Raw genomic sequence first — 24,015 nt, 5'->3', positions numbered from 1 at the left:
AACGGACCAAATCCGGTGTGGTGCGGAGCGTTCCACATCTGTCAGTTCGTTACCCGCACGGGTCCCTGGACCTGTTAACGTCTCAGGGCGCGTGCGGTTATCAGGGTCCCGCACGCTCCGCGGTCGGGCAAGGAAGTGACGTCTTATGACGCGAGTGGTCGTAGTCGGTGATCTCATGACCGACGCCGTCGCACGGGCCTTCCATCCGTTGGCCCGTGGCAGTGACACCCCCGCTTCGGTGATCATGTACGGCGGCGGTTCCGCCGCCAATGTCGCCGCATGGCTGGCGCTGGAAGGGACCGAGACCGCCCTTATCGGGCGGCGCGGCGCGGACATCGCCGGGCGCACCCGTGAGATGGAACTCATGGGCTACGGCATCGACGCCCGGATGGTCATGGACCCCGAGCGCGCAACCGGGACATGTGTGGTCATGATCACGCATCGTGGCGACCGGACGATGCTCAGCGATCCCGGCGCCAATGCCGCCCTTCAGCCCGAGGACCTTCCGCGCGACGTGTTCGGTCCCGACGGCCACCTGCACGTCTCCGGTTACACGCTGATCAACGAGGGCTCGCGGCGGGCCGCACGGGTCGCGCTGCGCTTCGCCCGGGAGAACGGCATGTCCATCTCGGTGGACGGCGGCTCGCACGCACCCCTGGAGCGCGCCGGGGCCGAGGCCTTCCTGGACTGGACCAGCGGCGCGCGGCTGCTGTTCGCCAACAAGGAGCAGGCGGCGGTACTGACCGGGCGCGATGATCCTGACGCTGCCGCCAAGGTTCTCACCGCCTGGTTCCCCAACATCGTCATCAAGCTCGGCGACGAGGGCGCGCTGTGGGCCTCCAAGGCACGTGAAGGCACCATCAGGGTTCCCGCCGAGCCGGTGGAGCCCTCCCCCGGCTCGATCGGTGCGGGTGACGCCTTCGTCGCGGGCTTCCTTCCCCCGTGGCTCTCCGGCAAGCACCCCAAGGACGCCCTGATCAGCGCCCAGCGTCTGGCCGCGCGCGCCCTGCACCAGCCCGGCGCGCGCCCCGATCTGGGCTGACCTCGGTCCTGCGCGTTTCCTCCACCCGCTGTGCGAGTGGGTCCACTACGGGTTCGGTCCGTCGTGGCCCACCCGCAGGGCGGGTGTCCTGTCGGGGGCTCAGGCGCGGCTGGCGAGGGTCAGGGGCAGTACACCCGGTGCTCCCGCCTCGCGCAGCAGGCCGGCGGCAACCGTCAAGGTCCACCCGGTGTCGGTGTAGTCGTTGACCAGCAGCACCGGCCCCTCCAGCCCGGCCAGACCGGCGCGCAGCTCGTCGTCGAGGGTGAAGGCGTCCCACAGCGAGGCAAGGCGCTGCGCACTGTTGTGGCGGCGTGGACCGGTCCCCGTCGGCCGCGCGTAGCCGATCAGTCCGACCGGAGCGAGCCGGCCGACCTCGCAGAGGCGGCGGGCCAGATCGGTGACCATCGTCGGACGGCGCAGCGAGGGCATCGCCACGACTCCGACCGGGCGATGCTCCCATCCCCAGGCGGCCAGGACCCGCACCACCCCGTGGAAGACCTCTTCGCTCACCGGGGCGTCGGGGCCGTCCTCGGCCAGCAGCCTGCGCAAGGCGGTGCCCCACCCGATGTCGGTGAGACGGGCGAGGGAGCGCCCCTCCTCGGCGCGCCGGGACGCAGCGATGGCGCCGGAGGCCGTGACCCCCAGCGCGGTCATCCCCGTGGGCCACTGCTTGCGGGGCTGGACCGCGACGCCAGGACGGTTGAGATGCTCGGCGGCGGCCTCTCGTTGGTGGGCGTCAACGTCGGCCGCCCAGCGGCGGCCGGTGCAGTTGTCGCACCGGCCGCACGACCGGGCATCGGGGTCGTCGAGCTGACGGCGCAGGAATTCCATTCGGCAACCGGGTGCGTCGATGTAGTCGAGCATGGCGCGCTGCTCGGCCTCACGGGCGGCGGTCACTGCGGCGTAGCGCTGGGCGTCATAGCTCCAGGGCTGACCGGTGGCGGTCCAGCCGCCGCGCACCCGACGCACGGCGCCGTCCACGTCGAGGACCTTGAGCATCTGTTCCAGACGGCTGCGACCGAGATCGACCTGGGCCTCCAGCCTCGGCAGCGAGGTCGGTCCCTCCGCTGCGCCCAGGGCGTCCAGGGTGCGGCGCACAGTGGGTTCTGGGGGAAACGCCATGCTGGCGAAGTAGGCCCAGATCTCGCGGTCCTCGCGGCCGGGCAAGAGGACGACCTCGGCACGGTGCACGCCTCGGCCGGCACGCCCGACCTGCTGGTAGTAGGAGATGGGCGACTGCGGAGCGCCCAAGTGCACGACAAAGCCGAGGTCGGGCTTGTCGAAGCCCATTCCCAGCGCGCTGGTGGCCACCAATGCCTTGGTCCGGTTCGCGAGAAGGTCGTCCTCGGCGCGGCGACGGTCCTCGATATCGGTCTGGCCGCTGTAGGAGCGGACGTCGTAACCGCGTGCGGCGAGGAACTCGGCGGTCTCGGTGGCAGCGGCGACGGTGAGGGTGTAGATGATGCCGGAACCTTCGAACTCGCCGAGGTTCTGCGCCAGCCAGCTGAGCCGTGCGGTGCTGTCGGGCAGGTTCACCACGGCCAGGTGGAGGCTCTCGCGGTCGAGACCGCCGCGCAGCACGAGGGTGGCGGCACCGTCCCCGGTCTCCAACTGTTCGGCGACGTCGCGGGTGACCCGCTCGTTGGCGGTGGCAGTGGTGGCCAAGACGGGAATGCCCGCGGGAAGCTCACCGAGCAGGGTGCGGATGCGCCGGTAGTCGGGACGGAAGTCGTGGCCCCAGTCGGAGACGCAGTGCGCCTCGTCGATGACGACGAGTCCGGCTCCGGCAGCGAGCTCGGGCAGGACACGATCGCGGAAGTCGGGGTTGTTGAGGCGTTCTGGACTGACCAGGAGAACATCGACTTCACCTGCGGCGATGTCGGCGTAGGTCTGCTCCCAGGCGTCGATGTTGGCGCTGTTGATCGTGCGCGCCCGGATTCCGGCGCGTTCGGCTGCGGCGATCTGGTTGCGCATCAGGGCCAGTAGCGGAGAGATGATGACGGTGGGACCGGCGCCCTCTGCCCGGCGCAGCGCAGTGGCCACGAAGTAGACGGCCGACTTGCCCCAGCCGGTGCGCTGTACGACCAGGGCGCGACGCCGCTCGGCGACCAGGGCGTGGATGGCCCGCCACTGGTCCTCGCGCAGCCGAGCGGCTTCACCTGCCAGGGCGCGCAGGTGGGTCTCTGCCGCTTCGCGCATGTCGAGATCGGTTTCTGGGGACGCTGGAGTGGCCATGCCCCCTTGCTATCAGACCCCCGCGACCATCGTGCGTGCTTGCCGCGTGCCGGCCGGGGCCGGGTCAGCGCGCCCGCTGACTGCTCACCCAGACGGCCAGCTGCGTGCGGTCGCGCAGCCCCAGCTTGCGCAGGACGCTGGAGATGTGGTTCTTGACCGTTCCCTGGGTGATGAACAGTCCACTGGCGATGTCCCGGTTGGTCGCTCCCGTGCCGACCAGGGCGGCGACCTCGCGTTCGCGGTCGGAGAGCGCGGCGGCCCCGGAAGAGGGCGACCGATCGGGTTCGCGAGGCCCGATGGGGTCATACCGCGAAGCCAGCATCGCGGTGTCGGCCCCGGTCGTGACCGGCACGTGCCCGGCGCCCGATGTCTGCGGGCGGCCCCCGCTCCTACGGTTCCCCTCATGAGAAACATTTCCTCAGTTGAGGACTTCGTCCGGTTGGGTGCGCGAGGACGACGGGTGACGCATCCGCTGCTGGTGGTCATGTTGTGCCAGGTGTTCTACCTGGCGATCATGATCGGCATCCCGCTGTCGTCCGTGGCGGGAGCCGTCGCGCAGACGGCCGGCCCCTGGGCAGGAGGCGCCGTGGGCTTCCTGATCCAGATCGTGCAGAACCTGCTCCCCTACATCCCCCTGCTGCTGTGCTGCGCTTCTACGAGGGGCGTGCCCTGTTCGCCTCTACCGGCCTTCCCGTTGACCGTGGTGCGCTGCGCGGCCCAGGGTCCGGGGTCGGCGTCGCGGTGGTGTTCGTGGCCGCCTGGGTGTCGATCGGTCTGGCTTCCGGAACGGTTCACTTCGCCGGGTTCCACCCCGGTGGACCGGTCGAGGTCGCGTTTGTCATTCTCTTCGGCGTTCTCTCCCCGTTGCGGCGGATCGTGATGATCGGCGTCGAGGAGCAGCTCTACCGAGGGTGGATGCTCCAGGCGGTCGGCCACCGTTGGGGGAAGCGGTCGGTTCTTGTCGGACACGGCGAGAGACTCCCTCGAACAAAAGCCATAAATCGACTTTGATATGACATTCCCCCCTCAAGTAAGTAACACCTGGGTAACAGCGGCATTTCTTCGTATTGACGGCAACGCTGTGATGCGGGTCTCATGACTGGGAGCGCTCCCAGTTTTACCCCGGGCTTACCTGCAGCTCCCCGCTATCTCCGTGAAGAAGGCTGCCCATGTCCCATCCTCCCCGTCGCCGACTACGACGCGTAGCGGCTCCGGCCGCAGCGGTCACCCTCCTGGCCGGGACCCTGCTCGTGTCCCAGGCCCTTCCCGCCTCCGCAGACCAGGTACAGGTCGGTGCAGGCAGCTATACGACCACACAGCCCGCCGGCACACTCGGTCCCAGCAACCTCAACGACCAACCGGTCTCACCCAAGGTCACCGAGGACTTCGACAAGCCGGCCGCCACCAACGACTGGTGGTCCTCCCTGATCTTCCAGCGCTATCCCGACAACCCCTACGGCGAGAACCTCTACGCCCACCCGCTGTCCTTCAAGGCCGGATCCGACGGTCTGGAAATCGGCTACACCCCCAATCACCAACTGGTCGGCAACGGGCTCAAGTACGAGTACTCGCACTCCCCCGACCTCACCCTCGGGATCAGCGGCCTCAACGCCCCCAGCGCGAAGGTCGCCGACTACAGCGACTGGACCGTGACCGCCGACCTCTCCGACGCCTCCCGGAGCCTGCGCGCGACCATCGGCCAGGGACTGCCCTTCACCTACGCCGACATCACCGGCGGCCCCGCCAGAGTGGAATTCTCCGCCGCGCCCACCGTGTGGCACGAGAGCGGCTCCACCATCGGCGCAACCGTCAACGGCAAGCACTACGCACTGTTCGCCCCCTCGGGCGTGACCTGGTCCGGCTCGGGATCGGTGTTCACCGCGGACCTGGGCCAGCAGGGGTACGTCTCCGTCGCCGCCCTGCCCGAGACCACCGACCTCGACGACTACGCCGAGTACGCGTACTCGTTCGTCACCGGCAGCACGCTCAGCTACGACTACGACCCCGAGGCCGCCAGCCTCACCAGCCGCTACGAAGTCACGACCGAAGCGCGCGAGGGTTCCACCGAGGGCACCCTGATCGCCCTCTACCCGCACCAGTGGAAGGAGACCTCCGACTCCCTGCTCGACCTGGAGTACGCCTCCCCCCGCGGCACGATGCGCGTCGTGGCGGGCGACCACTTCACCACCGAACTGCCGACCCAGGGCATCCTGCCCAGCCTGCCCACAGTTGACTCCGCCGACCACCAGCGACTGCGCACGCTGATCGACGAGGAGTTGAACGCCGACGACCCCTGGAAGGAGGCGACCGACACCTACTGGACCGGCAAGGCCCTCGGCCGACTGGCCCAACTCGTCCCGATCGCCGACTCCATCGGCTACTCCGCCGGCCGCGACGGCCTGCTGGACCTGCTGGAGAACAAGATGGAGGACTGGCTGACCGCCGACGGCAACGGCGACAACGCCCAGTTCTACTACAGCTCCGAGTGGAGCACCCTGATCGGTTACCCGTCCAGCTTCGGTGCGGACAGGGAGCTCAACGACCACGACTTCCACTACGGCTACTTCGTCACCGCCGCAGCCACGATCGCCCGCTATGACCGTGCCTGGATCTCCGACGACCAGTGGGGATCGATGGTCAAGACCATCCTCAAGGATGCGAACAACCCCGACCGCGACGACGAGCGCTTCCCCTGGATGCGCGCCTTCTCCCCCTACGCCGGGCACGGCTGGGCCTCCGGTCACGCCGGCTTCGCAGCCGGCAACAACCAGGAATCCTCTTCCGAGGCCATGCACTTCGCGGCGAGTACCGCTCTCCTGGGATCGCTGACCGGCGACGACGAACTGCGCGACCTCGGCGTCTACATGCACACCACCCAGGCGTCGGCGATGAGCCGGTACTGGCAGGACTCCGACGGCGACTCCTTCCCCGCCGACTTCGACCACGACGTGGTCGGCATGGTCTGGGGCGACGGCGGCGACTACCGAATCTGGTGGGACGGCCAGGACGAGGAGCACTACGGGATCAACTACCTGCCCATCACCGCAGGATCGCTCTACCTGGGATACGACACCGAGCACGCCGGCGCCATGTACGACTCGCTGGTGGCCAAACTCGGCCGCGACCCCGAGGTTTGGCGCGAGATCCACTGGGCCCAACTCGCAATGTCGGACCCCGAGGCGGCACTGAGCAAGTTCGAGGCACAGTGGCAGAGCTACGAGCCCGAATCCGGGTCGTCCAAGGCCCACACCTACCAGTGGGTATCCACTCTGGCGGACGTGGGAACCGTGGACACCTCAGTCACGGCCGACACCCCGCACTACGCGGTCTTCAGCAAGGACGGCACCCGGACCCACGCGGCCTTCAACGCCGGAACCGAGCCGATCACCGTCGCCTTCTCCGACGGTCAGACGCTCACCGTGCAGCCGGGGCACCTTGCCACCGGCGAGGGCAGCAGTGGCCCCGGCCCCGATCCCGAGCCCTCCCCCGAACCGTCTCCGGACCCCGGTGACCCCGGTGACCCCGGAAACGTGGGGGACGGAACCCTTCACCTCGGCGAGGGAAAACTCTCGACCACCCCGGGTTCGGCGGCAGCCGGTCTGACCATCCCGTCGGCCGGCGGGGCCAACCACGACGGCGCCCCGGCCAACCCGGTGGTGTTCGAAATCGAGGACCTTACCGGAACCCGTGCCTCAGGCACGACCCAGTTCTCCCTACCGGTGGACTCGGGCGCTTCGGTCGGCAATGCCGTCCAAGCCCGCGTCTCCTACGACCTGACCGGGGACGGGACCTTCGACAGGGTCGAGACCTACCGTTATTTCGCGACCAACGATCTGCCCGGCTGGGAGACCTACGCCCAGTCGCAGGGAATCGCGTCCAGCACCGGGACGCTGGGCGACCTGAATGGCGGAACCGTCCGGCTCGAACTGTGGAGCGCGCTGGGCGCCCATTCCTCCGAGGTTCGGATCAATGCTCCCGACGGTGCTCAGGCGACTCTGCGGATCCCGTTCCGCGACTGACGCCCGCACGACCAGCGCCGCCGGACCGGGACCGCTCCCGGTCCGGTCGGCCCGGCCGGTGATCGGCGCCGTGTGCGCCGATCACCGGTCCTGTTCTCCGCCGGAGTTGCCCGCATCCTTCTTCGCCAACTCGATGGCCTCGTTCAACTCGTCCAGGACAAGGTGGTCGTTGCTGGTCTCGCCCCTGCTGTAGGCCACCCTCCCCAAGGTCTGGGCCAGGACCGGGACGGTCACGAACTGGAACAGCACGACGAGTACCAATGGTGCGGCTGCGCCGACACCGGGCAGTTGGAATGCCGCACCCAGGAGAAGCAGCACCAGGCCGACGGTGTCGGGTTTGGTGGCGGCGTGCATGCGACCCAGCAGGGTCGGGAAGCGCACCAGGCCGATCGTTCCGATCAGCGCGAACAACGCCCCCAGCGGCAGCAGCACCGCGGTGGTCCAGTCAGCCGCGGTCATGGGCCCGCCTTTCCGCGAACCGGGCCGCCGTGATCGTGCCGACGAAACCCAGGAGTGCGATTGTCACCATCAACCCGAAATAGGCGGTGTCGCCGCGTACCGACGCCTCAACCGCGATGGCGCTGACCAGGAGCACCGAGAGCGTATTGAGGCACACGACCCGGTCCAGCACGGACGGGCCGCGCACCAACCGGTACAGCGTGAACAGCACGCCGAGACCCAGCATGGTGAAGGTCGCGACGTAGACGTAGTACATCAGGCTCATGCGGTCCCCTCCTCGGTCCGTTCGGCCGCAGCCGGGGTGCGGGCCTCCAGCTCGGCGATGTCGCTGCGGGTCCCGAAGGCACGGACCAACAGCTCCTCGGTGTGGGCGATCTGGTTGCGCAACCGGTCCGCCTCGGCCTCGGAGGCGGCCGGAAAGCCGTGCACGTAGATGACGCCCTGTTCCCGGTTCAGCTCGATGACGAGGCTTCCGGTGATGAGCGACATCGAACCGCTGACCATGGCCAGCAGGAAATCGGAGTTGGTGCGCATGGGCACCGCCACGATCGCGCCGCGCACCCTGGCAGGACGCCACAGGACGTGGAAGGCCACCCGCGTGCTGGACAACAACAGGTCCAGGCCGATCTTTCCGGCCAGTTTCGTCGCGTAGAACGGACTGAAGCCGAGCCGCACCGGGAAGTGCGGCAGTTTGGCCACGGAGTAGCACAGCGTGCCCACCATGATGCCGGCCAGGATGGTGCCCGGGCTCGGGTCACCCCACAGGGTGACCCACATGGCGGCCAGGAGCAGCACCGTGGGTACCCGTGCGACGAGCCTGCGGTACCAAGGGCGGTTGCCGTCGATCGCGCTGGTGCTTTCGCTCTGCTCATAGGTTGTGGGGATCACGCCTTCTGTCATCGCCCCTCCTCGCCGAGCACCGCGGTGATGTAGGCGCGGCCGTCCACCAGGTCTTCGGCCGCGGTCATGCTGACGTCGATCAGCGGGCCCGCGGCCACCGCAACCAGCAGTCCGACTCCCACCATCACCCCGGTCATCGCCGTCATGACGTGCAGCCCGCCCAGGTTGGAACCGGAGCGCAACTGTTTCTTGGCCTCGACCATGTCCGGGCGCGGAGTCCCCCAGAACGCCCTGGTCCAGATCCTGAAGATTGCAATCAGGGTGAGCAGGCTGGTGAGCACCCCTGCCGCGACACCGGTCCAGGCCAGCGTTCCGCCACTCGCCACACCGGCCTCGAACAACGCGACCTTGGCGATGAAGCCCGACATCGGCGGCAGTCCGGCGAGGCTCAGTGCCGGCAGGAAGAAGAACAGCGCCAGTACCGGGGAGACGGTCGTGAGGCCACGGATCGCCCGCAGCGAGGTATGGCCGACGTATTGCCTGATGAGGCCGTTGACCATGAAGAGTGTGGCCTGCACGACGATATGGTGCACCAGGTAGAAGACGACACCGGCCAGAGCAGCAGCGGTCCCCAGGGCCAACCCGAAGATCATGAAGCCGATATGGCTGACCAGCGCGAAGGACATCACTCGGTTGATGTCGTCCTGGACCAGCGCACCGAGAATTCCCACGATCATGGTCGCGATCGCCACCACCATGATGACCGTGGAGATGTCGTCGCGCAGGAACAGCAGGGTCTGGGTGCGGATGATGGCGTAGACCGCGACCTTGGTGAGCAGGGCCGCGAAGATCGCCGAGATCCTGGTGAGTGCCACCGGGTAACTGTCGGGCAACCAGAAGTGCATGGGCACGATGGCTGCCTTGATCCCGAAGAACACGAAGAAGAGGAGCGCGAGCACCATGCGCAGTTCGGGTGGCGCGGTCCCCAGCTTCTCGGAGATGTCGGCCATGTTCACGGTGCCGGTCAGGGCGTAGACCAGCGCGATCCCGGTCAGGAACAGGATCGAGGAGGTCAGGCTGACGACCGTGTAGATCATGCTGGCTCGGACCCTGGCCCGGGTGGGGGCCTGGGTGATGAGCGCATAGCTGGCGGTCAGCATGATCTCGAAGCCGACGAACAGGTTGAACAGGTCCCCGGCGATGAAGCTGAGGCAGACCCCGGCGGTCAACACCAGATAGATCGGATGGAAGATCTGCGGGGTGGCCCGGCTGAGACCGCCGATGTCCTGTCCGATGGCGTACAGGAGCACGACCAGCAGGACCACCGAGGACGTCAGCACCAGCAGCGCGGCCATCGGGTCGGCCACCAGTGTGATGCCCAGCGGCGCCGGCCAGTTTCCGGCCTGGCTGACCATGATGGCGCCGTCGCGGGTCTGCCACAGCAGGACCGCGGCGTTGACCACGACGACGCTCAGCGTCAGCACGCTGGCGATCTGCTGGGAACGGGGCGTTCGGCGCAGCAGCAGCGTCACCGCCGCACCGAGCAGAGGAACGATGAGAGGGATGGCCAAGAGGACGTTCACGAGGAGTCCTCCGGCTCGGTCAGGCTGCTGATGCGTCGGTCCTCGAGGTCGTCGGGTACTTCGTCGTTCTCGTCTCCCAGCCAGACCCGGTAGGCCAGGGCCAGGAGGAAGGTCGTCACACCGAAGGTGATGACGATGGCGGTCAGCGCCATGGCGTGCGGAAGCGGGTCCGACAGCTCGCCCTCGGGTCCGCCCAACAGCGGCGGAAGCGTGATTGCGACGTCGGTGAGCAGCAACGACAGGTTCGCGGCGTGGCCCAGCACCAGGATGCCGAAGACCACGCGCATAAGAGAGCGCTGCAACAGCAGGTAGAAGCCGCTGGAGTAGAGCACGGCCACCGTGATGATGAGCAAGAGGCTGGGAGTGGTCATCGCGTCTCGCCTCCTGGGTTCATGGGGGGCGGTTGTGGGGTGTCCTGGGATTCGGCCGCGCGCACGGCGTCCGACCGTTGCGCGGTACGTCGGGCCTGCCTGGCGATGCGCTGCTCCTGCTCGGTACGGGCCTCCTCTTCCTCGGCCTCCATCCGCGCACCGAGTGCGGCGACCACCGACAGCACCAGACCCACGACGATCAGGTAGACACCGACCTCGAAGAAGAGCGCGCTGAGAACCTTGACGTCGCCGAAGACCGGGAGGACCAGCTCCCATTTGGCGGTGTCGAGGACGGGGCTGCCGAACAGCAGTGGCAGCCCGGCCGCAGTACAACCGATCAACATGCCCAGCGACAGCAGGGCGTTGGGACGTAGTGGAAGCCCGGCGATGAGTTCCTGGCGTCCGCCGGCGATGTAGCGCAGCACGTAGGCCATGCTGGCCACGAGACCGCCCGCGAATCCCCCGCCCGGCCGATCGTGTCCGGAGACCAGCAGGAACACCGACAGCACGAGGATCGCCGGGATCAGCAGCCGGGCCACGACCTCGAGCAGTACCGAGCGGGGGCCGAAGGCGGGGCGGACCACGGTACTGAGCCAGCGTTCCCTCGGTGCCTCCCAGCCCTCGGGCAACCCCCCCGATTCGTCGGGTACACCGGGGCCCGCTATGAACGGGCGACCGGTCTCGAAGGACTCCGTCGGCATGGTCAGCCCTCCTTACGGGGGTGGTCGGCGGGGCTGTCCGCGAAAGCGACACTGTTCGGGGCCGCCCCGTCCAGGACCGCTGCGTCGGCCTCGGTCTCGTTGACCGCGATGTCGTCGTTGTCGTCGGTCTCGTTGACCACCCGGTCGCGCCGGTTGAGCAGCACCAGTGAGGCGACCGCCACCGCGGCGGTGGCCAGGACGATGGTCTCGCCGAAGGTGTCCAGTGCACGGAAGTCGGCGAGGATGATGTTGACCAGGTTGTGCCCGCCGGCCTCGTCCGCGTAGAGAGCGAACTCTTCCGAGATGGGTGCGCTGGTGCGGGCAGCGGACATCACCCACAGCGAGACCGCGATGAAGCTTCCGGCCGCAGCACACAGCAGCACGGTGAGCCGCTTGGCCCAGCCGTTGGGCCGGGTGCCGAAGTTCGCCGGCAGCCTTCGCAGCACGAACACCAGGATGATCGTGGTCAGTGTCTCGACCAGGACCAGGGTGAGGGCCAGGTCGGGTGCGCCGTGCAGAACGAACAGGCCGGCGATTCCGAAGCCGAGGGCGCTGATGATGATCAGCGCGGGGAACCGTCGGTGCTCGCGCACCGTGGCCACCGCGGTGACCAGGATGACGAGCGCGACCACGATCTCCAGCGGGTTGTCCCACAGTCGCAGCCCTGTGTCGTTGTCCGGCAGGGCGACGTCCCCGCTGACCAGCGCGGAGAGCAATCGCACGCCGGGCAGCGCGAGCATGGTGGCCAAGATGATGCCGAGGTAGACCGGCAGGGAACCGCTCTGGGTCCGACGGGTGACCTGGAGGGCCGTGGAGTAGATGCCGTGGATGAACAGGTGGTATCCGACCTCGGCCTCGGGCCAGCTCGGCATCGAGTTCTGGACCTTGGTCACCGTTCTGCGCTGCCAGAACAGCGCCACGCCGGCCGCGGTCAGCAGCACCGACAGGCCCAGCGCCGGAGTGAACCCGTGCCACAGTTCGAGGTGGTAGTCGTAGCCGGATCCGCTGTAGGGCGAGGCATAGGACTGGGCGATGGGGTCAACCGCGAAGGGCAGGACGCCCAGGAGCAGTCCGGTGGCCGACAACAGCACCGGAGCCGCGATGAAAGGACGGCTCGGCTTGGGGAAGGGGAATCCCGAGACGGTCTGCTTGTCCGCGAAAGCCCCCCAGACGAACCGGGCGCTGTAGGCGAAGGTGAGCACCGAGGCGAGCACGATCCCGGTGAGCATGACAACGGCGACCGGCGTGGACAGGGCGGCCTCATGCCCTGGCACGAACGCTTCGAGCGCTGCCTCCTTTCCGACGAACCCCAGCAGAGGGGGCAACCCGGCCATCGATGCGGCCGCCAGCCCCGCGGCCACGGCCAGCACCGGCATGCGCCGGCCCAGTCCGGTGAGACGGCTGATACTTCTGGTCCCTGCCTGGTGGTCAACGACCCCGACCGTGAGGAACAGCGTCAACTTGAAGAAACCGTGGGCCAACAGCATGGCGATCGCCGCCACGGCGGCCGTGTGGGTGCCCACCCCGGCGAGCAGGGTGAGAAACCCCAGTTGGCTGACGGTTCCGTAGGCCAACAGCAGCTTCAGGTCGTCCTGGCGCAGCGCCCGCCAGGCACCGATGATCATGGTGGCGAGCCCGAAGGCGAGCACCATGGCCCGCCAGGGGTTGACGTCGGCGAAGCCCGGGGCGAGGCGGGCGATGAGGTAGACGCCGCCCTTGACCATCGCCGCAGCGTGCAGGTATCCGCTGACCGGGGTGGGCGCGACCATCGCACCCGGAAGCCAGTAGTGCAGCGGCGCCTGCGCGGACTTGGCGAACGCGCCGCCCAGGATCAGGATCAGCGCGAGCGGCAGCCACGGACTGTTGACCGGGGGGTTGGCGACCAGTTCGGAAATGCGGTAGGTGCCGCCGATCTGGCCGAGCAGGATGAACCCGATCAGCATGAGCAGACCGAAGCCGGCCGTGGTGACCAGCGCCTGGGTGGCGGCGCGGCGGGCGTTCTCCTTGTGGTCGGAGTGTGCGACCAGCAGGAAGGAGGAGACCGACGTGAGCTCCCAGAAGACGTACAGCGCGAAGAGGTTGTCGGTGGTGACCACACCGAGCATTGCTCCGGCGAACAGCACGAGGATGCCGGCCAGCCGGGCCAGTGCACGCTCTCCGGCATGGAAGTAGGCGGCGCTGTAACAGAAGATGACAGCGCCGACACCGGAGACGAGCAGCACCATCGCAAGCGAGAGCGCGTCGATCCGGAAGTCGAAGGTGATGCCGAGAGCCGGTACCCAGGGCACGGAGGCGACCACGGGGCGACCGCCGACGATCCCGGGCGCCTGGGTGAGCACCCAGATCGCCGAGAAGGCCAGAGGGACACTCGCCACGAGGAACGCACGAGAGCCCATGACGCGTACGAGCGACGGTACGACCACGGCCACGATGGCATGGAGCGCAAAAATAAAGGGCAGCAGCATGAGTGTCTAGGGCGGTTGGGACCGGGGGCGCAACCTTTCTCACCACCGGGCGGCGTACGGGGCGGGGTGAAGCATGAGTGGACGAATGGGACACGCAAAGGTTACCGGCACTACAAACATCTACCTTGACGTAGGGGAAAGCAGGTGTACCATTCGCTGCCCCACGTTCCCCCCCCAGCCATGATTACTCTCCGTGTTTTCACTGGTAAGGGAGAGAATGTGACCGGAAGGGCGTTCTCGACACGCAGCCCATTCCAGAAATCAAGGTGTTTGATCTCACCGAATGCGTTAGCTGAAACTCAGCGTCCCACTTATGGGGGCCGGCGTCCACACCTTGTTCTCCCGGAGGGCGGTCACACAGCGTTGACAGCCCAGGGCCATCCCCAAGACTTTTCCTCCCTGGGCGCGCATGAAACGCCTCACTCCGCACCGTTGCGGCGCTCGCCACGGTCCGACACGCCGACTCCGCCGGGTGCTTCCCGGTTCGCGCGTGTCCCTGGCTCAGGCCACAATGACGGGCATGGCCCGTACTACGTCCCCGCCCCCAGAGGAACTCGCCGAGAAGATCATCGATATCGACGTCTCCGAGGAAATGCGTGGCAGTTTCCTGGAGTACGCGTACTCGGTCATCTACCAGCGTGCGCTCCCAGACGCCCGGGACGGGATGAAGCCCGTCCAGCGGCGCATCCTCTACCAGATGAACGAGATGGGACTGCGGCCCGAGCGCGCGCACGTCAAGTGCGCCCGCGTGGTGGGCGAGGTCATGGGCAAGCTGCACCCGCACGGTGACGGCTCGATCTACGACGCGCTCGTGCGGTTGAGCCAGTCCTTCGCCATGCGGGTCCCCCTGGTGGACGGGCACGGAAACTTCGGTTCGCTGGGCGGCGACGACGCTCCCGCGGCCATGCGCTACACCGAAGCCCGGCTCAATCCGGCCGCCAGGATGATGGTGGCGTCCATCGACGAGGACGTCGTGGACTTCCGGCCCAACTACGACGGCCAGGAGAACGAACCGGAGGTCCTGCCGGCGGCGTTCCCCAACCTCCTGGTCAACGGCGCGTCCGGGATCGCGGTGGGCATGGCCACCAACATGGCCCCGCACAACCTGGGGGAGGTCGTCGCCGCGGCGCGGCACCTCATCGCCAACCCCGAGGCCACTCTCGAAGACCTGATGGAGTTCGTTCCGGGGCCCGACCTGCCCACCGGCGGAACCATCAACGGACTCGACGGCATCCGCGACGCCTACACCAAGGGTCGCGGGGTGTTTCGCACCCGCGCCACCGTGGCCGTCGAGAAGATCACCCCGCGCCGCACCGGCCTGGTCGTGACCGAACTGCCCTACAACGTCGGCCCGGAGAAGGTCGTCAGCCGGATCAAGGACCTGGTCCAGGCCAAGAAACTGCAGGGCGTCTCCGACCTCAAGGACCTCACCGACCGTAACCAGGGGCTGCGGTTGGTCATCGAGCTCAAGAACGGCTTCAATCCCGAAGCCGTCCTTGAGGAGCTGTACCGGTTGACGCCGATGGAGGAGTCCTTCGGCATCAACAACGTGGCGCTGGTGGACGGCCAGCCCCAGACCCTGGGGTTGCGCCAACTGCTGTCGGTCTACGTGCAGCACCGCCTCGACGTAGTACGCCGGCGGTGCGAACACCGTCGGGGCAAACGCCAGGAACGACTGCACCTGGTCGCCGGTCTGTTGATCGCGTTGATCAACATCGACGAGGTCATCGCGCTCATCCGCGACTCCGAGGACTCCGGCCAGGCGCGCCAGCGCCTGATGACGACGTTCGAGCTGTCCGACACCCAGGCCCGCTACATCCTGGACACGCCGCTGCGGCGCCTGACCAAGTACGACAAGCTCGAACTGGAGACCGAACGCGACCAGCTCAACCGGGAGATCGCCGAACTGACCGCGATCCTGGAGTCCGACACCTTGCTGCGCAAGGTCGTCTCCAAGGAGATGGCCGAGGTCGCCAAGGAGTTCGCCACCCCGCGCCGCACGGTTCTCAAGGAGAGCAACGGCGCCACCCGAAGCTCCGCTGTCCCGCTGGAGGTCGGCGACGATCCCTGTCACGTACTGCTCAGCAGCAGCGGGATGCTCGGCCGTAGCGCCGGGGCCGCCCTGCCCCCGATGTTCGAGGGGCCGCGCGCCAAGCACGACGCCCTGGCCGCCAACCTGCGCACCACCGTGCGCGGCGAGTTCGCTCTGGTCACCGACCTGGGCCGACTGATCAAGGTCCCGGTACTCGAGCTCCCCGAGCTGCCGACCCAGGCGGGAGACTCCCCCGCGCTGGCCGCCGGCTCACCGGTCACCGAGTTCGTCGAACTGGACGGCGACGAGCAGGTGATCGCGCTCGCCTCGCTGGCCGCCGACGGTCCGGGTCTCGTCCTGGGCACCCGCCAGGGAATCGTGAAGCGGGTCGGCGGCGACTTCCCGCAGAACAAGGACGATTTCGAGGTCATCAACCTCAGGGAAGGCGACCGGCTGGTCGGCGCGACCCAGCTCGTCACCGGGGACGAGGACCTCGTCTTCATCACCTCCGAGGGGCAGCTGCTGCGCTTCCCCGCCTCGTCGGTACGTACCCAGGGCCGGCCTGCCGGCGGCGTGGCCGGGGTGAAGCTGTCCGAGGACGCCCATGCGCTGTGGTTCGGCGCGCCCACCCACCCCGACGACTGCGTGGTGGTGACGATCGCCGGCAGCAGCCAGGCCCTTGCCGGGACCCAGGCCGGCAGCGGAAAGACCACCCCGCTGGCGGCCTACCCGGTCAAGGGACGGGCCACCGGCGGCGTGCGCTGCCAACGCTTCCTCAAGGGCGAGGACGTACTGCTGTTCGCCTGGATCGGCCGCGCACCCGCACGCGCCTTCCGTGCCGATGGCGGCCCCGTCCGTCTGCCCGACGCCGACCCCCGCCGCGACGGCTCCGGCGAGGCGTTGCCCCGCCCCATCGCCGTGGTCGGAACGGGACGGTCCGATACTGGTGAGGTCGCGGCGGCGCTCTCGACGAGCTGACGCCCGGCATCCGGCGAAAAGCCGTGTTGACCCACATCGGTCGGCACGGCTTTGCCATGCTGTCCTCATCCTGCACAACCGTTCCTGGAGGAAACTGTGACCGATGCCTTCGACGACGTCCTCACCGCGAACGCGGACTATGTCCGCCGGTTCCACCTCGGTGGCCTGCAACCCGTGGCCGCGCGTGGCCTGGCCCTCGTGACGTGCATGGACTCTCGAATCGAACCGCTGGAGATGCTCGGGCTCAAACCCGGCGACGCCAAGATCTTGCGCAACGCCGGCGCCCGCGTCACCGATGACACTCTGCGCACCCTGGTGCTGGCGGTCTACCTGCTCGGGGTGGACCGGGTCATGGTGCTCCCGCACACCCGCTGCAAGATGGCGTCGGTGTCGGGGGACGCGGAGGTGCACGACATCATCGCCGCACGGCACGGGGTGGACACCCGCAGTCTGGAGTTCCACACCGACAAGGACCAGCTGGGAGCGTTGCGCCACGACTTGGAGCGCATCCGCCACCACCCGCTGTTGCCGAAGAACCTGGCCGTGGCCGGTGCGGTGTACGACGTGGACACCGGCACGGTTACCCCCGTCACGGAGTGAGGAGGCGCGCTGCACCGATCGGTGTCGGACACGCGAAGGTGGGGAATGTCCTACTCCGCACCACTGTTGTGATCCCTGATGAAGGGAGTTCGCATGGCGGAGACGACCTACGACACCTACGCCCGCGGCCGGCGGTCCTTCGACCTCGGCGACCCGATCGGAGCCGCGCGACTACTGGCGCCGCTCGCCGAGGAGTCCCCCGACAACCGCACCGTCCTGGAGCTTTTGGGCAGGGCCTACTTCCACTCCGCCCAGCTCTCCCGAGCCGAGGAGACCTTCCGCAGGATCATCGAGCTCGACCCGTGCGACGCCTGGGCGCACATCGCGTTGGCGCGCTCCCTGGAACGACAGAACCGCGGCGCAGAGGCCGCTCCCTACCGCAGGATGCACGCGGTGATGTCGGGCGGGTCACTGGACTGACCCCGCAACAGCCCGATTCGCAAAGGGCCGCCCTCCCGGGTCCGGGAGGGCGGCCCTTTGCGTGTTCGAGAAGACGAAACACCGCCTGATCTAAGCTGCTGGGCATGAGAGCGCAGCCAGACGAGCCAGCCTGGGTCGATCGCACCAGCACCAGCGCCCGCGCCTGGGTGGACGAGGCGATCCGCAGAGTGCAGGCCGACGCCAACCGCAGCGCCGACACCCACCTGCACGTTTTCCCGCTGCCCGCGGAATGGGGAATCGACCTCTACCTCAAAGACGAGTCGGTGCACCCGACCGGCAGCCTCAAACACCGACTGGCCCGATCGCTCTTCCTCTACGCGCTGGCCAACGGGTGGATCACCGAGCACACCACGGTGGTGGAGGCCAGCTCGGGATCGACGGCGGTATCGGAGGCGTACTTCGCCCGGCTCGTCGGAGTGGATTTCGTGACCGTGGTGCCGCGCAGTACCAGCCCCGAGAAGATCGCGCTCATCGAACGCTATGGCGGGCGATGTCACTTCGTGGACGTGCCCGACGAGATGTACACCGAGGCCGAACGGCTGTCGGCGAAGCCCAACCACCACTACATGGACCAGTTCACCTACGCCGAACGCGCCACGGACTGGCGGGGCAACAACAACATCGCCGAATCGATCTTCCAGCAGCTGGAACTGGAACGCTATCCGGTCCCGGAGTGGATCGTGATGGGGGCGGGGACCGGGGGCACATCGGCGACGATCGGCCGCTACCTGCGCTATCGCCGCCATCGCACCGGTCTGGCCGTGGTCAACCCGGAGAACTCCGCGTTCTTCCCCGGTTGGGTGACCGACACTGCCGACTATGCCACCGGGATGCCCTCGCGCATCGAAGGGATCGGGCGGCCCCGGATGGAGCCCAGTTTCGTGCCCTCGGTGATCGACCTGATGATTCCGGTGCCCGACGCCGCGAGTATCGCGGCGGCCCGACATCTGGACACCGTCATGGGACTGTGCGCGGGTGGCTCCACCGGGACCAACCTGTGGGGGGTATGGCAGCTGGTGGCCCGGATGCGCCGGAACGGCACCCGGGGCAGTGTGGTGACCCTGATCTGCGACGGCGGCGAACGCTACCGGCACAGCTACTACGACGACGACTGGGTGGCGGCCCAGGGCATGGACCTCGCGCCCTACACCGCGGCGCTGGAGCGCTTCCTGACCGACGGTGAATGGGCCCCACCGGCCTGACGGCCGTCGGGGCAGGGTGTGCGCCGAGAAAGGTCGTGCCGTACGGGGAGCGGGCGGTACAGGGAGTCGTTCCCCGCACCGCCCGGCCCTGACTAAGCGTCGATCCGCGCCAGGTCGAGCTCCTGGGCGCCCTTGCTGATGAACTCACGGCGGGGGGCGACCTCGTTGCCCATGAGAAGGTCGAACACCGAGGCCGCCTCTTCCGCGTGTTCGACACGGATACGCCGCAGAGTGCGAAAACGCGGGTCCATGGTGGTCTCCGCCAACTGGTCGGCGTCCATCTCGCCCAGACCCTTGTAACGCTGGACGGGCTCCTTCCAGGAGATGCCCTTCTTGTCCAGTTCGAGCGTCTTTCGGTGCAGCTCGGCATCGGAGTAGGTGTAGATGTAGCGGTCCTCGGGCTTGGCGCCGCGCTTCTTGCGGACGTTGGTGAGCTCGATGCGGTGCAGCGGTGGCACAGCGGCGAAGACCCGGCCGGCCTCAAGCATCGGGCGCATGTAACGGTAGAAGAGCGTCAGGAGCAGGCACCGGATGTGCGCGCCGTTGACATCCGCGTCGGCCATCAGGATGACCCGGCCGTAGCGGGCCGCCTCAAGGTCGAAGGTACGCCCGGACCCCGCCCCGATGACCTGGAGGATCGCCGCGCATTCGGCGTTTTTGAGCATGTCCGCGACCGAGGACTTCTGCACGTTGAGGATCTTGCCGCGAATTGGCAGCAGCGCCTGGAACTCGGAGTCGCGGGCGAGTTTGGCCGTGCCCAGGGCGGAGTCGCCCTCGACGATGAACAACTCGCTGCGGTCCAGCCCCTCACTGCGGCAGTCCACCAGCTTGGCCGGCAGCGCAGAGGACTCCAGGGCGTTCTTACGGCGCTGGGTCTCACGCTGCTGGCGGGCCGCCAGACGGGCCTTGGCCGCGTTGGCGACCTTCTCCAGGACCGTGCGGGCCTGCTGCTTCTCCGCACGCTTGGTCGAAGTGAGGAAGGCCCGGATCTCCTTGCCCACGACCTGGGAGACGATCCGGCTGGCCGCAGAGGTCCCGAGGATCTCCTTGGTCTGGCCCTCGAACTGGGGCTCCGGCAACCGGACGGTGATCACGGCGGTAAGACCTTCGAGGACGTCCTCCTTGTTCACCGGGTCGTCGCTGGCCTTGAGGAGCTTGGTGGTGCGCAACTGGTCGTTGATCACCCGCACCAGCGCCCGTTCGAACCCGGCCATGTGGGTGCCGCCCTTGGGGGTGGCGATCACGTTGACGAAGGAACGCACGGTGGTGTCGTAACCGGTCCCCCAGCGCAACGCGACGTTGACTTCGAGGCGACGGTTGACGTCCGTGGCGGTCATGTGCCCCTGGTCGTCGAGGACCGGGACGGTCTCGGTGAACTGGCCGGTGCCCTCGATGCGCAGCACGTCGTTGAGGCCCTGGTCGGGTGCGAGGTAGCCGCAGAACTCGCCGATTCCGCCGTCGAAGCGGAACTCCTCCTCGTAGGGGGGCTCCTCGGTGATCCGCTCGTCGCGCACGGCGATGGTCAGACCGGGGATGAGGAAGGCGGTCTGGCGGGCGCGGTCCAGCAGCGCGGAACGGGTGATGTCGGCTTCTTTGAGGAAGATCTGGCGATCCGCCCAGAACCGCACCCGGGTACCGGTGACCTTCTTGGCGATGCGGCGGCCCTCGGACAGACCGGATCCGGGGGTGAACTCGGTGTCGGGGCCGGCGGCGGCGAAGGAACCCGGGATGCCACGACGGAAACTGATCGAGTGGGTGTGCCCCTGACGGTCCACCTCGACGTCCAGACGGGCCGAGAGGGCGTTCACCACGGAGGCGCCCACACCGTGCAGACCACCCGACGCGGTGTAGGAGCCGCTGCCGAACTTACCGCCGGCGTGCAGCTTGGTCATGACCAGTTCGATGCCGCTGAGCCCGGATTTGGGTTCGATGTCCACCGGGATGCCGCGCCCGTTGTCACGGACTTCGACCGAGCCGTCGGGGTACAGGGCGACGTCGATGCGGGTGCAGTAGCCCCCCAGCGCCTCGTTGACGGCGTTGTCGATGATCTCCCACATGCAGTGGGTGAGGCCCCGGCTGTCGGTGGAGCCGATGTACATACCGGGCCGCTTGCGAACCGCCTCCAGACCTTCCAGGACCGAAAGGTGCCGAGCCGAGTAGTCCTCGGGGTCGTGGACGGCTTGGGTGAGGGCGGTCACGTGGACTCTCCTGCGATGTCTTGAGGACTGGAGCAAGCTCTGATGCCGCTCCGGTGTCTGGCCGCGGGCGGACAGGGGCGGTGAAAGTCGAGCGCGCGGGCCCTGCGGCCATCTCCGCGCGCTCAAACAAAGGGTGCGATAGCACAGTAGTTCGGATTGCAGGGTAGCCGCAGTTGTGGCAAGCCGCATTTCCGCGCTTCGGCGTAAGCACGCGTGTCGCAGGGTAGAACCCCGATCAGACAACTAGACAAAGCGGAGAGGTAGGTCACAAACCGGGCCGATTCTGCTGTCGGCGTACAGAAGAGCTGGTCGGGAAGCTCTTCGTCCGGTTAGATGTTGTCCTGAGTGACTAACGCCGAGTATGGAGGAAGGCGAAGTGACTGGAACTCTTGCCCCCACCCAGCCGCTGACGGCTGCTGACCGTTGCGACCGGTGCGGCGCACAGGCGTACGTCCGCGTGGTGCTCAGCTCCGGTGGTGAACTTCTGTTCTGCGCCCACCACATGCGCAAGCACGATGACTCGATCCGCAAGATTGCGTCGGAAATCCAGGACGAGACCGACCGACTCCACTCGACCAAGGCCGATGTGGCTGAGGACGACCGTTAGAACTCGATAAGGAAGACGTCCGGCGGCGGCCCCTCTCCCGGGGCCGCCGCCGATGTCTTTGCCCTGAGCATTTTCGCCTGCGGGGCACACGCACTCCGTAGGGCCCGAGACGACGAAGGCCGCCCATGCTCATCCTCCTGCCCCCTTCAGAGGGAAAGGCGACCACCGGCAACGGATCCGCGCTGGAGCTCACCGAACTCGGCCTCAGCGAGGTCACTCCGGCTCGCGAGCAGGTCATGACGGCGCTCGAAGCAGTGTGCGCACGTCCTGAAGCCGAGGCGAGGAAGGTGCTGGGGCTCACTCCCGGACAGACCGACGCGCTCCACCGCAACCGGGAATTGCGTACCTCCGCAACACTGCGGGCCGCTGACCTCTACACCGGGGTGCTCTACGACGCACTCGGGCTTCCCGAACTGCTGGCCGGCTCCACCTCCGCCCTGACCGAGGAGTTGACACTGATCTTCTCGGGCCTGTGGGGCGTCGTGGGGCCACGGGACGCGCTTCCCCCCTACCGGCTGTCCATGGGGGTGAAACTGCCGCCCCTGGGAGCCCTCGGGGCCTTCTGGCGCGGCCATCTGAGCGAAGCCCTGGGCAAACGGGCGGCGGGGCAACTCGTCGTGGACTGCCGCTCCGCGGCCTACGCCGCAGCCTTTCGACCCGATGCCGACACCGCCGAACGGACGCTCACCGTCCGGGTTCTCCGCGAGGCGGTGACGGAGGGAGTGGCCAAACGGTCGGTGGTGAGTCACATGGCCAAGGCCACCCGCGGTGAGATCGCCCACACCCTCCTGGCCGAGGGGCTGTCCCCACAGACCCCACACGAACTCGCCGAGACGCTCGGTGGTCTCGGGCATACTGTCGAACTACGCTCCCCCGAACGTCGGGGGAAGCCGTTCTCACTCGATGTCGTCGTCACCGGCTGATCCGCGCCTCCCCGCCCCGAGGGTGGTGCAGGACGGTACCTCCCGCCGAACGAACGACCGAGGGCGCCGGCAGGCCCCGCCCGCACCTAGGCCAGGCCCAGGCTGCTCAGCGCCTTGGCAAATGCCTCGACCGGTTTTCCCGTGCTCGCCCACGGCCAGTGGTGCACCCTGTCCCCCACCTGGTAGAGGTGCCAGCGGGCGCGCTCTTTCTCCTGGGCCTCCTTGAAGACCCATCCGAACTGGTGATGCGCCTGCAGATCCCGCGGATGGGCGACCGGGGCGGCGCACCACTTCTGCGCGGCCCGGGTCAGCTCGTCACGCACCTGCTCGTCGTAGTAGCGCACGTTGAGTTTGACCGCGGCGACGAACTTCCTGCGCTGGGCGAGATCGTCGAAGAGTCCCATGAGCCGCTCGACGTGCGCCAGCGCGACCATGGAGGTCAGGGGATGTCCGGGCGGCGCGATGTCCACCGACCCCCGGGCGAACTCGAGCATCTCCTCGTGCGAGCCGCCCCACTTGGCGGCCAGCGTCTGAACCCGCCCCCAGTGCGCCGGATACAGCGTGGGACAGCGCTCGACCACACGCTGCCAGATGTAGTCCTTCTCGTCGCGCTCCAGTTGCATTCCCAGGGCGAACCACTGGAGGCACTCCCACGGGACAGGATCGTCGGCAGCGATCTCGGCGGCAGCCAGCAACGGCTCCCGGGCGTTGCCCAGGGTCGCGAAGAAGAGTTTGAACCGCTCAGCTCCGACCGTGTCCGCGCTCCCCGCACCACGGATCTCCCATGCCTCGTCGATCAGCGTGCGTCCCAGCCACAACAGGATGTCGGCGGCGTCCTCACGAGCGGTGTCCTCCGTCAGGAGGCCGTGTACCTGACCACTGCGTCCGATGGCGGCGTTGCCGAGGGCCTCCACATAGAGCGACCGCAGCTCGGGGTCGGTCCGTGACTCTTTGAGCAGGGTCAGGCCGGCGGTCAGATGGCCTTCCTCGACCGCGTTGACCCCGGCATCCAGAGCAGGGTCGTTCCAACAGCGTCCGTTGACGAGGGTACGAACGAGCGCGTCTTGCGTCTTATCGGCGGCTTTGCGCCCGAATAGCCCCATGGATACAGAAGACTACCGATCACGGCAACCAGGAAAAGCGACTTTCAATAACATTTGCCGACATACCTCAGGGATGATTCAACTGTGTCCGCACAGCCGAAGGGAACCACCCCGGGCAGCCGCACAGCAATCAGGGGCAGCGAGAACACGCCACCCGCACCACCGCGGAAACCAGGTCACAATGCTGCATCGGTGCTTTATCTGGGCCATACACCG

Annotated in this window: 19 protein-coding genes and 1 pseudogene; 8 read left to right on the top strand and 12 right to left on the bottom strand. The window is 67.7% G+C overall.

The genetic code is table 11. The features are described from left to right. The first annotated feature begins 154 nt into the window (after window positions 1–154). Window positions 155–1,042 carry a carbohydrate kinase family protein gene (locus tag AC0VYP_RS06745; RefSeq protein ID WP_285759567.1) on the top strand — a complete coding sequence of 296 codons (888 nt, stop codon included), beginning with the start codon at window positions 155–157 and terminating at the stop codon, window positions 1,040–1,042. Between the two features lie 99 nt (window positions 1,043–1,141). Here the strand turns inward: AC0VYP_RS06745 and AC0VYP_RS06740 are convergent, their stop codons facing one another. The 3 genes and pseudogenes from AC0VYP_RS06740 to AC0VYP_RS06730 all read right to left on the bottom strand — a co-directional run bounded on the left by AC0VYP_RS06740 (window position 1,142) and on the right by AC0VYP_RS06730 (window position 4,246). Continuing rightward, the gene (locus tag AC0VYP_RS06740; RefSeq protein ID WP_475473050.1) at window positions 1,142–3,277 is read right to left on the bottom strand and encodes a RecQ family ATP-dependent DNA helicase; all 2,136 of its coding nucleotides are present in this window, start codon (window positions 3,275–3,277) and stop codon (window positions 1,142–1,144) included. A gap of 64 nt (window positions 3,278–3,341) precedes the next feature. Beyond that, window positions 3,342–3,533 (bottom strand): annotated as a pseudogene (locus tag AC0VYP_RS06735) (helix-turn-helix domain-containing protein); the annotation flags it as partial. Between the two features lie 368 nt (window positions 3,534–3,901). Beyond that, window positions 3,902–4,246 (bottom strand): hypothetical protein, encoded by a 345-nt coding sequence (locus AC0VYP_RS06730; RefSeq protein WP_475473048.1) that lies wholly within the window; start codon window positions 4,244–4,246, stop codon window positions 3,902–3,904. A gap of 200 nt (window positions 4,247–4,446) precedes the next feature. Between AC0VYP_RS06730 and AC0VYP_RS06725 the strand changes: the two genes are divergently transcribed. Further along, on the top strand, window positions 4,447–7,296 hold the full coding sequence (locus AC0VYP_RS06725; RefSeq protein ID WP_285759422.1) for a glycosyl hydrolase: 2,850 nt from the start codon (window positions 4,447–4,449) through the stop codon (window positions 7,294–7,296). 81 nt (window positions 7,297–7,377) lie between these two features. On the opposite strand, the gene mnhG is transcribed toward AC0VYP_RS06725, so the two are convergent. The 7 genes from mnhG to mbhE are packed head-to-tail and all read right to left on the bottom strand — an operon-like array spanning window position 7,378 to window position 13,715. Next, entirely contained in the window at window positions 7,378–7,755 is a 378-nt protein-coding gene (mnhG, locus tag AC0VYP_RS06720) for a monovalent cation/H(+) antiporter subunit G (RefSeq protein ID WP_285759420.1), read from the bottom strand. Continuing rightward, a complete protein-coding gene (locus tag AC0VYP_RS06715) occupies window positions 7,742–8,020 on the bottom strand; it encodes an MrpF/PhaF family protein (protein WP_285759418.1) in 279 nt (92 codons plus the stop codon). The genes mnhG and AC0VYP_RS06715 overlap by 14 nt, the downstream gene beginning before the upstream one ends. Then, window positions 8,017–8,655 carry a Na+/H+ antiporter subunit E gene (locus AC0VYP_RS06710; RefSeq protein WP_285759417.1) on the bottom strand — a complete coding sequence of 213 codons (639 nt, stop codon included), beginning with the start codon at window positions 8,653–8,655 and terminating at the stop codon, window positions 8,017–8,019. Before AC0VYP_RS06710 ends, AC0VYP_RS06715 begins: the two co-directional genes overlap by 4 nt. Continuing rightward, window positions 8,652–10,178, bottom strand: coding sequence for a Na+/H+ antiporter subunit D (locus AC0VYP_RS06705; protein WP_285759415.1), 1,527 nt, complete (start codon window positions 10,176–10,178; stop codon window positions 8,652–8,654). Before AC0VYP_RS06705 ends, AC0VYP_RS06710 begins: the two co-directional genes overlap by 4 nt. After that, complete coding sequence (locus AC0VYP_RS06700) at window positions 10,175–10,549, bottom strand: NADH-quinone oxidoreductase subunit K (RefSeq protein WP_285759413.1); 375 nt, start codon at window positions 10,547–10,549, stop codon at window positions 10,175–10,177. Before AC0VYP_RS06700 ends, AC0VYP_RS06705 begins: the two co-directional genes overlap by 4 nt. After that, complete coding sequence (locus AC0VYP_RS06695) at window positions 10,546–11,250, bottom strand: MnhB domain-containing protein (RefSeq protein WP_285759412.1); 705 nt, start codon at window positions 11,248–11,250, stop codon at window positions 10,546–10,548. The genes AC0VYP_RS06700 and AC0VYP_RS06695 overlap by 4 nt, the downstream gene beginning before the upstream one ends. A gap of 2 nt (window positions 11,251–11,252) precedes the next feature. Next, window positions 11,253–13,715: a hydrogen gas-evolving membrane-bound hydrogenase subunit E gene (mbhE, locus tag AC0VYP_RS06690; RefSeq protein ID WP_475473044.1), complete on the bottom strand. Its 2,463-nt coding sequence runs from the start codon at window positions 13,713–13,715 to the stop codon at window positions 11,253–11,255. 520 nt (window positions 13,716–14,235) lie between these two features. Between mbhE and AC0VYP_RS06685 the strand changes: the two genes are divergently transcribed. From AC0VYP_RS06685 to cds1, 4 genes are all read left to right on the top strand, one after another. Beyond that, complete coding sequence (locus tag AC0VYP_RS06685; RefSeq protein ID WP_285759410.1) at window positions 14,236–16,725, top strand: DNA gyrase/topoisomerase IV subunit A; 2,490 nt, start codon at window positions 14,236–14,238, stop codon at window positions 16,723–16,725. A 96-nt stretch (window positions 16,726–16,821) separates the two neighbouring features. After that, the gene (locus tag AC0VYP_RS06680; protein WP_285759408.1) at window positions 16,822–17,325 is read left to right on the top strand and encodes a beta-class carbonic anhydrase; all 504 of its coding nucleotides are present in this window, start codon (window positions 16,822–16,824) and stop codon (window positions 17,323–17,325) included. A gap of 93 nt (window positions 17,326–17,418) precedes the next feature. Beyond that, window positions 17,419–17,745, top strand: a complete 327-nt coding sequence (locus tag AC0VYP_RS06675; RefSeq protein ID WP_285759407.1) for a tetratricopeptide repeat protein — start codon at window positions 17,419–17,421, stop codon at window positions 17,743–17,745. Between the two features lie 104 nt (window positions 17,746–17,849). Next, window positions 17,850–18,968 carry an L-cysteine desulfhydrase Cds1 gene (gene cds1 / locus AC0VYP_RS06670; RefSeq protein WP_475473042.1) on the top strand — a complete coding sequence of 373 codons (1,119 nt, stop codon included), beginning with the start codon at window positions 17,850–17,852 and terminating at the stop codon, window positions 18,966–18,968. A gap of 92 nt (window positions 18,969–19,060) precedes the next feature. Here cds1 and AC0VYP_RS06665 read toward each other — a convergent pair whose 3' ends face one another. Further along, complete coding sequence (locus AC0VYP_RS06665; protein WP_475473041.1) at window positions 19,061–21,166, bottom strand: DNA gyrase/topoisomerase IV subunit B; 2,106 nt, start codon at window positions 21,164–21,166, stop codon at window positions 19,061–19,063. A 376-nt stretch (window positions 21,167–21,542) separates the two neighbouring features. Here AC0VYP_RS06665 and AC0VYP_RS06660 point away from each other — a divergent pair, with 376 nt between their 5' ends. Together AC0VYP_RS06660 and yaaA are read left to right on the top strand one after the other, a co-directional pair. Next, a complete protein-coding gene (locus AC0VYP_RS06660; protein ID WP_285759403.1) occupies window positions 21,543–21,773 on the top strand; it encodes a DUF7455 domain-containing protein in 231 nt (76 codons plus the stop codon). A 125-nt stretch (window positions 21,774–21,898) separates the two neighbouring features. Beyond that, window positions 21,899–22,696 (top strand): peroxide stress protein YaaA, encoded by a 798-nt coding sequence (gene yaaA / locus AC0VYP_RS06655; protein ID WP_475473039.1) that lies wholly within the window; start codon window positions 21,899–21,901, stop codon window positions 22,694–22,696. Between the two features lie 86 nt (window positions 22,697–22,782). On the opposite strand, the gene AC0VYP_RS06650 is transcribed toward yaaA, so the two are convergent. Then, window positions 22,783–23,799: a hypothetical protein gene (locus tag AC0VYP_RS06650; protein WP_475473038.1), complete on the bottom strand. Its 1,017-nt coding sequence runs from the start codon at window positions 23,797–23,799 to the stop codon at window positions 22,783–22,785. Between the last annotated feature and the right edge of the window lie 216 nt (window positions 23,800–24,015).

The organism is Nocardiopsis sp. iso_186, assembly GCF_056173365.1.
This window is presented reverse-complemented; position numbering and strand designations above follow the sequence as displayed.

What these genes read in the sequence shown, in the direction of transcription:
- AC0VYP_RS06740 (WP_475473050.1), bottom strand. Translation starts at nt 3,277, where the DNA reads ATGGCCACTCCAGCGTCCCCAGAAACCGATCTCGACATGCGCGAAGCG.
- AC0VYP_RS06725 (WP_285759422.1), top strand. Translation starts at nt 4,447, where the DNA reads ATGTCCCATCCTCCCCGTCGCCGACTACGACGCGTAGCGGCTCCGGCC.
- mnhG (WP_285759420.1), bottom strand. Translation starts at nt 7,755, where the DNA reads ATGACCGCGGCTGACTGGACCACCGCGGTGCTGCTGCCGCTGGGGGCG.
- AC0VYP_RS06715 (WP_285759418.1), bottom strand. Translation starts at nt 8,020, where the DNA reads ATGAGCCTGATGTACTACGTCTACGTCGCGACCTTCACCATGCTGGGT.
- AC0VYP_RS06710 (WP_285759417.1), bottom strand. Translation starts at nt 8,655, where the DNA reads ATGACAGAAGGCGTGATCCCCACAACCTATGAGCAGAGCGAAAGCACC.
- AC0VYP_RS06700 (WP_285759413.1), bottom strand. Translation starts at nt 10,549, where the DNA reads ATGACCACTCCCAGCCTCTTGCTCATCATCACGGTGGCCGTGCTCTAC.
- AC0VYP_RS06695 (WP_285759412.1), bottom strand. Translation starts at nt 11,250, where the DNA reads ATGCCGACGGAGTCCTTCGAGACCGGTCGCCCGTTCATAGCGGGCCCC.
- mbhE (WP_475473044.1), bottom strand. Translation starts at nt 13,715, where the DNA reads ATGCTGCTGCCCTTTATTTTTGCGCTCCATGCCATCGTGGCCGTGGTC.
- AC0VYP_RS06685 (WP_285759410.1), top strand. Translation starts at nt 14,236, where the DNA reads ATGGCCCGTACTACGTCCCCGCCCCCAGAGGAACTCGCCGAGAAGATC.
- AC0VYP_RS06675 (WP_285759407.1), top strand. Translation starts at nt 17,419, where the DNA reads ATGGCGGAGACGACCTACGACACCTACGCCCGCGGCCGGCGGTCCTTC.
- cds1 (WP_475473042.1), top strand. Translation starts at nt 17,850, where the DNA reads ATGAGAGCGCAGCCAGACGAGCCAGCCTGGGTCGATCGCACCAGCACC.
- yaaA (WP_475473039.1), top strand. Translation starts at nt 21,899, where the DNA reads ATGCTCATCCTCCTGCCCCCTTCAGAGGGAAAGGCGACCACCGGCAAC.
- AC0VYP_RS06650 (WP_475473038.1), bottom strand. Translation starts at nt 23,799, where the DNA reads ATGGGGCTATTCGGGCGCAAAGCCGCCGATAAGACGCAAGACGCGCTC.